This is a genomic window from Mucilaginibacter sp. (assembly GCF_041088075.1).
GTDB lineage: Bacteria > Bacteroidota > Bacteroidia > Sphingobacteriales > Sphingobacteriaceae > Mucilaginibacter_A.
Window position 1 is genome coordinate 46,862 of sequence record NZ_JBGCVY010000023.1, and the last position, 13,533, is coordinate 60,394.

At 42.2% G+C, this 13,533-nt stretch carries 10 protein-coding genes and 1 tRNA gene; 6 read left to right on the forward strand and 5 right to left on the reverse strand.

Annotation, left to right across the window (positions count from 1 at the left end; translation table 11 throughout):
* Positions 1-43: 43 nt before the first annotated feature.
* From V5804_RS04735 to V5804_RS04745, 3 genes are read right to left on the reverse strand one after another with little or no spacing between them, the layout of a single operon-like run.
* The gene (locus V5804_RS04735; RefSeq protein ID WP_369590228.1) at positions 44-1,246 is read right to left on the reverse strand and encodes an OmpA family protein; all 1,203 of its coding nucleotides are present in this window, start codon (positions 1,244-1,246) and stop codon (positions 44-46) included.
* Entirely contained in the window at positions 1,243-1,650 is a 408-nt protein-coding gene (locus tag V5804_RS04740) for a DoxX family protein (protein WP_369590229.1), read from the reverse strand. The genes V5804_RS04735 and V5804_RS04740 overlap by 4 nt, the downstream gene beginning before the upstream one ends.
* Position 1,651: 1 nt before the next feature.
* Entirely contained in the window at positions 1,652-2,554 is a 903-nt protein-coding gene (locus tag V5804_RS04745) for an LD-carboxypeptidase (RefSeq protein ID WP_369590230.1), read from the reverse strand.
* 76 nt (positions 2,555-2,630) lie between these two features.
* On the opposite strand from V5804_RS04745, the gene metG reads away from it, so the two are divergent.
* The 3 genes from metG (at position 2,631) to V5804_RS04760 (ending at position 5,753) form a co-directional block, all read left to right on the forward strand.
* On the forward strand, positions 2,631-4,730 hold the full coding sequence (gene metG, locus V5804_RS04750; protein ID WP_369590231.1) for a methionine--tRNA ligase: 2,100 nt from the start codon (positions 2,631-2,633) through the stop codon (positions 4,728-4,730).
* A gap of 9 nt (positions 4,731-4,739) precedes the next feature.
* A tRNA-Arg gene (locus tag V5804_RS04755) sits at positions 4,740-4,811 on the forward strand.
* Positions 4,812-5,045: 234 nt separating this feature from the next.
* Positions 5,046-5,753, forward strand: coding sequence for a FadR/GntR family transcriptional regulator (locus V5804_RS04760; RefSeq protein ID WP_369590232.1), 708 nt, complete (start codon positions 5,046-5,048; stop codon positions 5,751-5,753).
* Between the two features lie 415 nt (positions 5,754-6,168).
* Here V5804_RS04760 and V5804_RS04765 read toward each other — a convergent pair whose 3' ends face one another.
* Both V5804_RS04765 and V5804_RS04770 read right to left on the reverse strand, forming a co-directional pair.
* On the reverse strand, positions 6,169-6,495 hold the full coding sequence (locus V5804_RS04765) for a helix-turn-helix domain-containing protein (protein ID WP_369590233.1): 327 nt from the start codon (positions 6,493-6,495) through the stop codon (positions 6,169-6,171).
* A 2-nt stretch (positions 6,496-6,497) separates the two neighbouring features.
* Positions 6,498-6,839 (reverse strand): type II toxin-antitoxin system RelE/ParE family toxin, encoded by a 342-nt coding sequence (locus tag V5804_RS04770; protein ID WP_369590234.1) that lies wholly within the window; start codon positions 6,837-6,839, stop codon positions 6,498-6,500.
* A 380-nt stretch (positions 6,840-7,219) separates the two neighbouring features.
* On the opposite strand from V5804_RS04770, the gene V5804_RS04775 reads away from it, so the two are divergent.
* The 3 genes from V5804_RS04775 (at position 7,220) to V5804_RS04785 (ending at position 13,256) form a co-directional block, all read left to right on the forward strand.
* Complete coding sequence (locus tag V5804_RS04775; RefSeq protein WP_369590235.1) at positions 7,220-10,525, forward strand: SusC/RagA family TonB-linked outer membrane protein; 3,306 nt, start codon at positions 7,220-7,222, stop codon at positions 10,523-10,525.
* Between the two features lie 20 nt (positions 10,526-10,545).
* The gene (nanU, locus tag V5804_RS04780; protein WP_369590236.1) at positions 10,546-12,090 is read left to right on the forward strand and encodes a SusD family outer membrane lipoprotein NanU; all 1,545 of its coding nucleotides are present in this window, start codon (positions 10,546-10,548) and stop codon (positions 12,088-12,090) included.
* A gap of 221 nt (positions 12,091-12,311) precedes the next feature.
* Positions 12,312-13,256, forward strand: a complete 945-nt coding sequence (locus V5804_RS04785; protein WP_369590237.1) for a dihydrodipicolinate synthase family protein — start codon at positions 12,312-12,314, stop codon at positions 13,254-13,256.
* Positions 13,257-13,533: the final 277 nt, after the last annotated feature.

The window sequence follows — 13,533 nt, forward strand, 5'->3', positions numbered from 1 at the left end:
CAAAATCCGGGATATTAAATTTTTAAGTTAGGCTTTGCTTAACTCACCTTTCCAACACAATCTCAACCCGAAGGTTCCTTATGGCTTCTTCGGGTTTTTTGTTGTCGTAAAGCGGGTGTTTTCCGCCTAAACCAAAACAGCGCATCCGTTCGCTGGCGATGCCACGGTTCAACAAAAAGTTTTTGATGGCCCAAGCGCGCCTTTCAGACAGGCGTTGCAAATAGCGTTCGTCGGTAAAAACATTGGCGTTGGTATGGCCGATGATTTGGATCTTCCAGTCCTTTTCCTGCTCTAAAAAATGAAGCAAACGGTTTAAATCCGAGCCGGACGTGTTGAGGATAACGGCGCTGTTCGGCAAAAAGCGGATGTTGTAAAAGGTGATATGTGCATCCGTTTGCAGTTTTTGCAGTTGATAATTCTGTGGTTGCAATGCTGTTTTTACCGGCAAAAAATCATTGAGCAAAACGTAGCCTTGCTTATCAATGGCAACGGTATAATTGCTTCCCGTAGGAATTTTTAAACTGAATTTTCCGGTCAAAGAATCTGAAACTGCCATTGCCGCAACTTTCCCGGAGGTGTCTTCCACCGTAATGGTGGCGCGCAATGGTTGCATGCTTCTTTTATCACTAATAATTCCGGAAACAACCAAAGGCGGAATTTGCGACGGCAATACTTTTTGCAGTTTGGAAGTAAACGTAAACCCTTTGCCGCCAGGATAAATATTATCAACCACCAAAATATAATCCTCGCCCTGGTGCACTTCAATCGGTTTGGAAAAGCTTTTTCCCGGGCCGGGCGAAGTAAAGTTTTCGGTAAAACCATCTTTCAAACCGGTTTTCCCGCTCACCGAAAAATCGTTCCGGCTGTTGTTGGTGCGTACCGGATGGTTGTAATCAATCGTGCTTTCTGTCGCATTAAAAGTTTGCTCTTTAAAAAGCATCCAGTCGTAATCATCCTGCACAGAAAGCGGCGCAATCTCAAAAGTCAAAAAACCATCGGCGGGAATCGTTAAGCTAAACCAGCTTGTATTGCGCTCTTTTTCAAACAAATAGCTGGTATTGTTTTTCTTTTTCTTGGGATATTCCTGTTTCCGGCCAAAGCCAACCGCTGGGGTTTTAAAAACGTACTTTTGGTTTACGTTGAGGCTGACCGCTTCAGCATAATCGCCTTTTAACAGCATATTCTGACTGCTCCCTTTTAAGCCGATCAACCCAAAAACCACCGCAAGCAGCCATTTGCAACTCATTTTTTATCCACACTGTAAATGCCAGGGCCGATAAACAGCAAGCCCAAAAACATAATGGCATCCTCAATGGCGTGCGCCGCGCCTTGCAAACCGTCGCCTTTTCCTAAATGCATCAGCGCAGCAATTAGTAAATTAATAACCAAAAGGATGCAAACCGGGCGAAACGCCAAGCCAATAATCAGCAGCAAACCGCCAAAAGTTTCGGTAGCGGCAGCCATAAAGCCCCAAAAAGCAGGAGCAAAACTAATGCCTACGCCTTTCATCGCGCCGCCAAGTTTCTCCCAAAGTTCTGGTTCGCCGGCTAATTTAGGCACGCCATGATAAATAAACATAATGCCTAAACCAATGCGGATCAGCAAAAGGCCTAAATTTTTATACTTCCCTAAGTTCTCAAAAATTGCCATGTTATAAATAGGTTGCGGTGGTATGCTGTTTTTGCACAGCTAAATTTAGTGTTTTTCCGAAGATCAAAGCCTGGTTATTAGCAATATGCCCGGCCGGAAAATTAAAGCAGACCGGATAATTGTATTCTTTAACCGCTTCAAAAACAATTTCTTCGGCTGTTTGTCCGAACGGGATGTCGTTGTCTTTCAGTTCGGTAAAGCTGCCAACCATTAACCCGGCCAGGTTTTTCAATTTTCCGGCGCGTTTTAATGTCCGCATCATTCGGTCAATGTTGTACAAATATTCGCCAACATCTTCTATAAACAAAATTTTTTCGGCGTAATCCAAATCAGAAACAGAACCGGAAACCGCAAGCAACAAAGATAAATTTCCGCCCACTAAAATACCTTGTGCTTCGCCGTGGCGGTTTAGTTTTTCTGCGGAGAAATGATAGCTCAATTCTTCTCCAAACAAAGCTTTTCGCAAAGTTTCCAGAGATGCTGCCGTTCCGTCCGGAATGGTTACCGGCATCTGTCCGTGGATACTTTGCAAACCGAAAACCGAAAAAACATGCGTGTGCAAAACCGTAATATCGCTAAAACCGATGATCCATTTGGATGCTTCTTTTATCGGCATAAAATCAACCTCGTCAATAATCCGGATGGTGCCGTAACCACCGCGCGCCGCAAAAATGGCTTTGATGCTCGTGTCGGCTATAAATCGACTTAAATCCGAAGCCCGTAAAGCATCGTTGCCGGCAAATTGGTGGTAAGAAGCCGTTATCGTTTCGCCCAAAACAACTTCCAAGCCCCAGGATTCTAAAAGTGAAATCGCATCCGTCATTGGGTGCGGCAGTTTTTTTGCCGGACAAGTGAGGGCAACTTTATCTCCTTTTTTAAGGAATGGTGGCTGGATAATCTTCATAAAAACAGAGTGTGCAATTTTAAGGGCAGCCAAATTGGCTTATCTTTGCAAATTAAAAAATATCCCCGCAAATACTTTGGAAGATCATCAGATAAAAAGATATACCGTAACCGCCGCGTTGCCTTACACCAACGGCCCGGTACACATTGGCCATTTGGCCGGCGTTTATATTCCGGCCGATACGTATGTACGCTACCTTCGCTTGAAAGAAAAAGACGTGATTTTTGTTTGCGGATCTGACGAGCATGGCGTCCCGATCACCCTAAAAGCGCGAAAAGAAGGCGTTACGCCGCAGGAAGTGGTGGATAAATATCATAAAATTATCGGCGATTCTTTCCGCGATTTTGGGATTTCTTTTAACATATATCACCGCACTTCTTCGCAAACACACCACGAAACGGCGGCGGGTTTTTTCAGGAATCTGTACGATAAAAATATTTTTACCGAAGAATTAACCGAGCAATATTTTGATGAAAGCGCGCAGCAGTTTCTGGCCGATCGTTACATTGTAGGCACTTGTCCGGTTTGCGGCAACGAAAATGCTTATGGCGATCAGTGTGAAAAATGCGGCACTTCTTTAAACCCGACGGATTTGATCAACCCGCATTCTACTTTGTCCGGCCAGCCGCCGGTTTTGCGCAAAACGACGAATTGGTTTTTGCCGCTGGATAAAATGCAGCCCGAAATTGAAGGTTACATCGAAAGCCGGAAAGCTTGGCGGCCAACGGTTTACGGGCAGTGCAAATCCTGGCTGAACGGCGGTTTGCAGCCACGTGCCATGACGCGCGATTTGGACTGGGGCGTAAAAGTACCGGTAAAAGGCGCAGACGGAAAAGTGCTTTATGTTTGGTTTGATGCGCCGATCGGTTATATTTCGGCAACCAAAGATTTGCTCAACGCTAATCTTTCCGAAGAAAAAAAAGCCGAATACTACCTCAAAAATATACCGGTAAAAGAAGCATCGTGGGAAGATTACTGGAAATCGGAAGAAACCAAACTGGTGCATTTCATCGGGAAAGACAACATCGTTTTCCATTGCATTATTTTTCCGGCGATGTTGATGGCGCACGGCGAATATCACCTGGCAGATCAGGTTCCGGCAAACGAATTTTTGAATTTGGAAGGCGATAAAATCTCGACTTCGCGCAATTGGGCGGTTTGGTTACCAGAATTTTTACAAGATTTTCCGGGGAAGCAGGACGTGCTGCGTTATGTGTTGACTTCGGCTGCGCCGGAAACCAAAGACAATGATTTTACCTGGAAAGATTTTCAGGCGCGCAACAACAACGAACTGGTTGCGATTTATGGCAATTTCATCAACCGCGTGCTTGTTTTATCGCACAAATATTTTGGCGGGAAAGTGATGCCGCTTGGTGCTTTGTCGCAGCAAGACCAGGAAGCGATCGAGCAGCTAAAAGAGTTTCCGGATAAAATTGGCAACGCTTTGGAGAATTACCGTTTCCGCGAAGCTTTGTTAGAATTTATGAATCTGGCTCGCGTGGGCAATAAATATCTCGCCGATGAAGAGCCGTGGAAACTCATCAAAACCGATCCGGAACGCGTGCAAACTGTTTTAAATATTGGCTTGCAATTAGCAGCAAACCTGGCCATTTTATCGCAGCCGTTTTTGCCCAACAGTGCCGATGCTTTGTTTACCATGCTAAATCTATCAACCCAAAACTGGGACAAAGCCGGAAACGCAAACCTATTGCCTGAAGGACATGTTTTAGGTGAAGCAAAACTGCTTTTTGAAAAGATAGAAGATGCGCAGATTGAAGCACAAATCCAAAAATTACTGAACACCAAAATGGAAAACGAACAGGTAAAACTGCCTTTAATTGAAGCGAAACCAAACATCACATTCGAGCAGTTTGCTGCGTTGGATATCCGTGTCGGAACGATTTTGGCTGCCGAAAAAGTAGCCAAAACAAAAAAGCTGCTTAAATTAAGTATTGATACCGGATTGGATCAGCGGACGATCGTTTCCGGAATTGCCGAATATTTTGAACCGGAAGCGATCATCGGCAAACAAGTCAGCATTTTGGTTAACTTAGAGCCGCGCCAAATCAAAGGAATTTTATCACAAGGGATGATTTTAATGGCCGAAAATCCCGAAGGAAAACTTAGTTTTGCAACACCATCGGAAGCGTTTGCCAACGGAAGCGTGATAAGATAAATAATAAATGGTCCCGTAGTTCAACGGATAGAATAGAAGTTTCCTAAACTTTAGATATGGGTTCGATTCTCGTCGGGACCACCCTGCCGGAAAGCTGCGATAAATCGCAGCCTTTCCGGTTTTTTGCGGCAAGTCCACTACTTAAGGCCATTAGATTTAAGGGTAAAAACTGATTGGTATTATTTACACGCAAACTACTTCAATTCATTTTATTATCTATTATTTTGTAAATTCTGTAATAGTTTATACTATTTATAACAATTCTTTTAAAAAACAATGATAATCATATAGTATTTGAAGTTGTATGTTTTGTATATGAAAAATAACGATCTGATAGAAAGCTTAAGAAATATTGACACCAGTTCGCTTGTAGATAAAGTGGAGAAAAACCTTATTGAACTTTTTATCGAGAAAAATTTTAAAGTAGGGGATTCTATTCCTAAAGAACTTGAACTTACAGAAGCGATGGGCGTTAGCCGAACGGTGATTCGCGAAGCACTTTTGCGCCTGCGGATGATTGGTTTAATCGAATCAAAAAAACACAAAGGTTCTGTCATCACCAGTCCTGACCTTACTTCCATTCTTCAAAAAAGCCTGAAACCGCAGATCATGGACGAGGGTACGCTGAAGGAAGTATTTGAAATGCGCCTCTCGTTGGAAATAGGAATGGCCGACTTTATTATACAACGTGTAACACCTAAAGACATTGCAGAATTAAAATCAATTGTAGCATCAGAACCGAAGAAACCGCAGAACTATTTGTTCCAAATTGAACAAGAGATCAAGTTTCACGGAAAATTATATGATATAACCGGCAACCAAACCTTAAAAAACTTCCAAAAAATGTTGTTGCCTGTTTTTGATTATGTCCATCACAGTGGGCTGCTTAAAAAGCATTTGGCCTTAAAGAATTTTGTTTCTCATAAAGGGCTGGTTGAACTGATAGAAAAAGGTTCTGCAGAATTGCTTCGGAACGGAATGCGCAACCACCTTGAAAATCATTTTTCCCGTTTGTTCGATTAAGCATTCTTATTGCTGTTTAAGCATGCTTCTTTTATCACATAAAAAAACAGGGGGTTTATGTGCTTTTGTATCGTTATTGGAAAATAAAAATTATAGGCATAAAAGAAGCATTGTAAATTCTGGCGTAAAATTAAATAAGCCTTATTTATGATTCATTTTATTGCGCTGGTTTGTCTGGAGATTGAGTAGATACCGGTGGTTTTTGATGCTTCTTTTAGCACCTAAAAATCATTAGGACCTCATCGTTTTTCTTCAGTCTGCAACACCAATTTTTAGGTGCTAAAAGAAGCATGGCATCGTTTTCATCAACCAAAAACAACAGCAATAAAAACCAGAAGCAAAATAGCAAACAAAAATTGATGTTTAATCCGCCAGCCAGTTTTTTGCCAAACCAATGTTGGGCGATTGCCATTCTTTATGTTAGTTGAATATATTCGTTTTCAAGCTTGACGTTAAAGTTTATGTCTGCTTTCAAAGCTTTGAAAACTTTTAAAATTGTATCAATAGTTGCACTGTTTGCGCTACTTTCTAATTTAGAGATTTGCGATTTTTGAACACCGATCAGTTCGCCTAACTGTTCCTGGGTCAGGTTACGTTCTTGTCGCGCTGTTTTTATCATTCGTCCCAAAACGTCCATCCGAAGTTCATACTCGTAATCATCTCTATCGGGAGTTCCAACTTGTCCGATGTATCTGTCTTTCATTTCGGCAAGCGAATAGGATTTCATTTCTTTCTTAGCCATAATTATTTTTTCTTTTTGTTATTAAAATATTCTTCCCTGATTCGCTTGGCTTTATCAATTTCTTTTTGAGGGACTTTATTGTCTTTTTTCACAAACCCGTAGATTGCCAAAACCAACGTTTCAATAGGTTCAGTTTTGTCCCAAAAAGCAAGAAGCCTGTTTTGATTGCCAAAATACTGACTTCTAAATTCCCAGATTTCGTTTTTTAGCTTTTTAAATAATTGGGGATCATTTGTTTGTTCTGCCAAATCAATGTTGTAAAATACTTTGCGTGCTAATTTTTTATCGAGTTTGGCAAGAAATCCGTTAGCTTTTTCTAAAAATCTTGTTTCAAAATACTTCACTCACATCATTTTCACCAAAAATAAAAAAAAGTTTCTAAATTTAGAAACCTTAATGTTTGTTTATTTATGACGTTAGGTTCTTCAGCGTGTCACCTAACTTTTCCATGCCGTTGTGCCTGTAAAAAAGCCCCTGATTTTTATGCCATAAAAGAAGCATTTAAAGCAGGTTGGCCATAATTTAAAATAGCTTTTGCATTTACCATCTCCATGTAATCCGTATTTAAAAACCTTTTTCCGGGATTTTTAATAAAATTTTGCAAGCGTTATTTTAACTAATTGATAATCAACATAAAAAAATTAACTTAATTACTTGCAGTTAATAATTTTAATTTAATAATATTGCTTTATGTATGACATAATAAATTATAACCTATAATATTATGAACCTTAAATTTACTTTTTTTAAACCCTTGCTAACGGTGATAGGGGTAATGCTCTGTACCGTTCTGCATGCCCAGACCGGAACTGTTTCCGGAACGGTTACCGCAGAAAAAGACAAAATTACCCTTCCGGCAGTTTCTGTGGTGGTAAAGGGGACAACCGTGGGCACACAAACAGACTTAAATGGTGTCTTTAAAATCAAAGCCGCAAAAGGGGACGTGTTGCTTTTTACTTCGATCGGTTTTGTATCCAAACAGGTAACGGTAGGAAATTCCACCACTATTCAAGTGGCTTTGGCAGAAAGTTCCAACACTTTAAACGAAGTGGTAGTGGTTGGTTACGGCACGCAATCGCGCAGTACCGTAACCAGTGCCGTTGCAAAGCTGGACAACCAGGTATTGGCCACCGCACCGCGTGCAAACATTGGCAGCGCTTTACAGGGAACTATTGCGGGTGTACAGGTGGTTAATAACAGTGGTGCGCCAGGCGCAACACCATTAATTACTTTGCGTGGCGGCGCTTCTATCAGCAGTTCAACTTCGCCATTGGTGGTGGTTGATGGTGTGATCAGGGCATATAATGATATTCCGCCAGAAGATATTGCTTCTGTAGATGTTTTAAAGGATGCGGCTGCAACGGCTATTTATGGTGCAAGGGCAAACAATGGCGTTATCCTGATCACTACCAAGCAGGGCAAATCAGGCGTTTCTCAGATCACCTATAAATTTACGGAAGGCTACAACAAGCAAAGGGATAATTACCATTACTTGAGTGCAGCGGATTATATTTATTATAACAGGCTGGGCAACGTCAATTCCAGCAGAACTTTAGCACAGATCAACTCCAGCCGGGGTTACGGCTTGTTGACCGATGCTGCTAACGCGGCTTCTTTTGATATCCGTGCAGAAACGCCATCAAACATCGGGCTTTTGCAGCAGGGGTGGCAGGATATCGACGACCCGGCAAATCCGGGGAATAAAATCATTTTTAAAGACCATGGCCAGCAAATTCAAAACTTATTGTTCAGGAACTCCCATACGCAGGACCATTATTTAAGCGCAACCGGCGGTAATGATAAAGGCAGGTATTTCAGCAGCCTGAATTATTATAATGAGGACGGTGTAATTATCGGTTCCAATTACAACCGTTACTCGGGAACAATGAACGGCTCTTATAAAGTAAAACCGAACATCGAAGTATCGTCCGGGGCTACGTTCAGCGCCTCATCCCAATTAGGTGTGTCAAGTGGTTCAGAAATAAATACACTATACCGTAATTTAGCCTTATGGCCAACCTTTAACCCCTGGCTGGATGCTGCACAAACACAACCTAACCCAGGCAACAGTAATACTGATGGTAACCCTTTATATTGGCTGAACAAGCTTAAAAGAAGCAATGAAGTTGACCGGATAGCAGCCAATGCGGCAATAAAATGGGACATCCGCCCAGATTTATATTTACGGGTGTCTGGCAGCGGCTATTTGTACCAAACGGTAAACCAGTCTTTTCAGCAGGCTACACAAACTTATACGCAGCTTTTTGCTGCAATACCAACATTTAATACAAACAGGGAATCGTACAGCCAGTATAACAGAAACTTCCAGCAAACGTATGATGCAATTTTAAACTATACCAAAGATTTTGGGAAGCATCATATCAATGCGTTACTTGGCGCAGAATACTACGATCAGAAGGCATTAACCATTCAGGTTGATGGCATTAATGCACCAATAGATGCAATTCCAACAGCAAATGCATCAACAACATTTAATGCGGGTGTAAATACCAGTTCGCAGTCAGAAAACCGCATCATATCTTCTTTTACCAGGGTAGGGTACGATTATGACCGGAAATACCTTTTCAATTTTGTATTAAGGGAAGACGGCGTATCTCAACTGGCGTTTCAGAAAAGGCTTGGTTTCTTCCCGGGCATATCTGCCGGATGGGATGTGGTGAGAGAGGGTTTCTTTGAAAATTCTGGTATCAGTAAAGTTGTTTCGACCTTGAAACCACGCATAAGCTATGGTACAAACGGTAATATTGCTGGTTTGGGCAATTATGATGTACAAGGCGTTTATGCTTCTCAAACATTGTATAATAGTTTAGGCACTTTCTTAAATACCGGTTTAACCAACAATAATTTGGTTTGGGAAAAAAGCAGGACTACCGATGTTGGTGCTGATATTGGGTTTTTGAAAGACAGGATCAGTTTGATTTTTGATTATTACAACCGCATCACCAGCGACCTGTTAACCAACCTGTCTTTACCAAGTTATACCGGTTTTTCTACCTTAAAAACCAACTTAGGTACTTTACAAAACCGAGGGGTTGAATTTACACTGAACGGCAATATCATCAATAACCCTAAAGGCTTTCGTTTAAGCGCAGGTGTAACGGCATCTTATGTAAGGAACAAAGTTTTAAAACTGCCTTATAACGGAAACATAAATAACAGGCAAGGCGGCCTGCAGGTTTATGATCCTAAATCGGGACAGGTGATCTGGGTAGGCGGCCTGCAGGAAGGCCAGGAGCCCGGCCATATCTACGGCTATAAACAAGTGTCTATTTTTAAAGATGCGGCAGATGTGGCAGCAGTAGCGGGCAACCGGGTTGATAATGTGGCAGGGATTACCGGACCTAACTTGGCAGCAGGAAAAGGCGGCCATATTACGCCAGGCGATGTAAACTGGCAGGATGTGGATAAAAACGATACCATTGACTCCAGGGACCAGGTTTACTTAGGCAATATCAACCCGAGATGGCAGGGCGGTTTCAATATCAATGTTGCCTACAAAGCCCTCTCTTTATACACCCGCTTCCAGTACAATACCGGTAATACCATTTATAATGATTTGGTGGCCCGTACTTTAGGTAACTATCAGGGAACCTTTAATTATATTGACCAGATTAAACAGGCATGGTCCCCTGCCAATACCGTTACCAATATACCAAAAGTGTATTATGCCGATCAGGTAGTGGGCTCCAAACAAAATTATACACGAGGGAATAACGGATCCGCTGTTTTAAACGGTAATAACTCTAATTTTTATGAAAGCGGCAATTACCTGGCCTGCCGGGAAATTACCTTGTCTTATGATTTTCCAAAAAATCTGCTAAGCAAAACCAAATTCCTGTCAGGTGCCAGGATCTATGCCAGCGGCGAGAATTTGTTTTATCTAAAAAAATTCAGTGGCCCAACGCCAGAAGCCCCGATTGACCAAAGTACAGGATTAATTAACGGAATTTATCAGGGAACTTACCCAACACCAAAAAGCTTTGTATTTGGTATCCAGGCATCTTTTTAACTATTAAATTAAGCATTTACATGAAAAAATATATCAGTTTAGTTTTATCGGGATTATGTATCCTGATATTGACCAGTTCATGCAGGAAGCAATTAGACCTGGCACCGGTCAGCAGTGTATCAGATGCTAATTTCTGGCAAACGGCAGACCAATTTGATGCCTTTGTTGCTGGTGTGCATGCACAGTTCAGGACAAATAATTCTGCCTTCCAGACTTTAGGCGAAATGCGTGCAGATATTTTTGGAACAGACCCGGGCACCAATGGTAGTTTTACCGGGGAAGCTACCCAGGGACTGGAACGCTTATGGACACAGAACTTGAATTTGGATAACCCAGGCGTAAGTAATTTTGGTGGATTTTATTATAACATCAATCAGCTTAACTTGCTTATCTCCAAATTAAATGCAACTTCGGTTGTTACAACCGCCAATAAAAATTATTACCTGGGAATAGCGTACGGTATGAGAGCGTTCTACTATTATCAGTTATACAGATCTTGGGGCTCAGTTATCATTCAGACAGATCCAACATCAGGGTCAACTTTAGATATATCTTCCCTGGCAAAAGCCGCTTCACCTGCTGATGCCGTGATGGCTTTGATCAAAGCGGATATTGACAAATCCATAAACAGTTTCGGTACTGATTACTCTTTTAGGAACTTAAAATCTTATTGGTCAAAATCGGCAACTTTAATGCTCAAGGCTGATGTTTATTTATGGACAGGCAACAGGGCCGGCGGCGTAGCAGATGCTACCATTGCAAAAGCTGCTTTAACAGATATCCAAGCTAATGTTCCGTCGCTGCAGCTATTATCTTCCTTCGGCAATGTGTTTGCTACAGCCAATAAGGGGAACAATGAGGTGATATTTGTAAGCCATTACCAGTTGAACGAAGCAACAATGGGTTTTGTACAAACCAGCTTTGTGCCTCAGACAAGTTTGATCGTAAACTTTTATGATTCGCTTGCCAACCGCCAGTTTAATGCCACTACGGATAATTGGGGCGGTTTTTTACGGGCACCTGTAAAGATGTCTACCTTCCGCCAATTTAAAAGTACCGATACCAGGACGTTGGCCAGCATCCAGCCGGGCTATTCAAAATTAAGCAACGGCACTTATAAAATTGCAGGCTGCTTTACTGATAAATATCAGGGTGAACAAAATGCCGGTACAAGGCAGATCACCAATGATTACCCTATTTACCGTTACGCCGATTTGCTTTTAATGATGGCAGAAGCGAAGGTAGCTTTGGGACAGGACCCTTCAACCGAGATTAATTTAGTGCGGGCAAGGGCTTACGGTGCAAACTATAACGCTGCCACATTGGGTTTCCCTAACCAGCCAATTGATGCCAACCCGCGGGAAGCCATTTTGCAGGAGCGGTTTTATGAATTCGTTTTTGAAGGCAAGCGCTGGTACGATTTAAGAAGGGCTGGCGACAGCTATGTTTATGCCCATACCACGCTGCTGCCCTCGCAATCCTATGCCTTATTATGGCCAATTGACAGGAGTTCGCTAACCAATAACAGGTCATTGGTGCAAAACCCGGGGTATGCGCAGTTTTAATTTATCATTAATATATTAATTTAAAAAAGCTAACTGTCTCCATGCTTCTTTTATCACCTAAAAATCATCAAGCTTCATTTGCTTTTTTACAGTCGGCAGCTCCCTTTCCTTTGGAGAGGGCCGGGCTGAGGTTAATTTTATAGTGGTAAAAGAAGCATTCCGGTTTTATAAGATCAATCAACCCGGACATTAAAATATCCTCAAACTAAAATATCTAATACATGAAATTTGAACATTTACAGGGATTGATATCAGCCCCTTTTAGTCCCTTAAATAAAGAAGGGGAACCTAATATCGAACGGATACCGGCCTACTATAACTTTTTAAAGCAGAACGGAATTACAGGCGCTTTTATCAATGGTTCAACCGGCGAAGGCGTTTCGCTAACCATAAACGAAAAAAAGAAAATTGCCGAAGCCTGGGCAGCCTGCTCCAACCACGACCCTGAATTTAAAGTGATGGCCTTTTTGGGCGGCACTTGTCTGGCCGATTGCATAGAACTGGCCAAACATGCGCAGCAGATCGGCTTGTATGCCGTGTCGTTCACGGGCCCTTTTTATTTTAAGCCGGCAAATGTTAAAGTGCTTGCCCAAGCTTGTATGGAAGTGGCAAACGCAGTGCCCGATATGCCTTTTTATTACTACCATATCCCTGTTTTAACGGGCGTGGGATATGCCATGTTTGACCTTTTAAAAGAAATAGACGGAAAACTGCCCAACTTTACGGGCGTAAAATACACGCACGAGGATTTTATGGACTTCCAAAGCTGCATGACTTTTCAGAACGGCAAATACGACATGCTTTGGGGCCGCGATGAAAACATGCTTTCGGCATTGGTGCTGGGTGCAAAGGGCGCAGTTGGAAGCACGTTTAATTACGCCGCGCCGCTGTATTATGAATTGATCGAAGCTTTTAACAATAACAATCTGGAAAAAGCCCGACAGCTTCAGCAAAAGGCAATTGATATGATCCGTTTGTTGGGAAAATACGGCGGCATCTCAGTAGGAAAATCTTACATGAAACTGGTAGGCGTAGATTGCGGCGAATTCAGGCTTCCGGTAAGCAACATGAATGCAGAACAATTTGAAAGCTTTAAAGCAGATGTAGCTCAACTCGGTTTTGAAAATTTTAAATCCAGGGCTGAGGCAAGAGCCGTAAATTTATAAGAGAAGTTGTTTAATTGGATACTGGCCATGCTTCTTTTACCCTATAAAAATTAGTGTTCGTAACCTAAGGTGGAAAAATGAAAGGTGAAGGCTGGGAAACGGAAAGATAAAAGGCGGAAAGGTAGCCGCCATGCTTCCCCTCTCGAGAGCAGGGCTGTTGCATTCTAAGTTTAGGTGTTGTAATTTAGCATAAAAAAGGTATGGAGACCGACCTTGTACAATTTTTAGAAGGGCTACCGGACGCCCGGCGGAAGGCGGGCCAGCGGCACGACCAAAC

Excerpts from the sequence above, each read along its gene's own strand:
- V5804_RS04735 (WP_369590228.1), bottom strand. The coding sequence starts at position 1,246 with ATGAGTTGCAAATGGCTGCTTGCGGTGGTTTTTGGGTTGATCGGCTTA.
- V5804_RS04740 (WP_369590229.1), bottom strand. The coding sequence starts at position 1,650 with ATGGCAATTTTTGAGAACTTAGGGAAGTATAAAAATTTAGGCCTTTTG.
- V5804_RS04745 (WP_369590230.1), bottom strand. The coding sequence starts at position 2,554 with ATGAAGATTATCCAGCCACCATTCCTTAAAAAAGGAGATAAAGTTGCC.
- V5804_RS04760 (WP_369590232.1), top strand. The coding sequence starts at position 5,046 with ATGAAAAATAACGATCTGATAGAAAGCTTAAGAAATATTGACACCAGT.
- V5804_RS04765 (WP_369590233.1), bottom strand. The coding sequence starts at position 6,495 with ATGGCTAAGAAAGAAATGAAATCCTATTCGCTTGCCGAAATGAAAGAC.
- V5804_RS04775 (WP_369590235.1), top strand. The coding sequence starts at position 7,220 with ATGAACCTTAAATTTACTTTTTTTAAACCCTTGCTAACGGTGATAGGG.
- nanU (WP_369590236.1), top strand. The coding sequence starts at position 10,546 with ATGAAAAAATATATCAGTTTAGTTTTATCGGGATTATGTATCCTGATA.
- V5804_RS04785 (WP_369590237.1), top strand. The coding sequence starts at position 12,312 with ATGAAATTTGAACATTTACAGGGATTGATATCAGCCCCTTTTAGTCCC.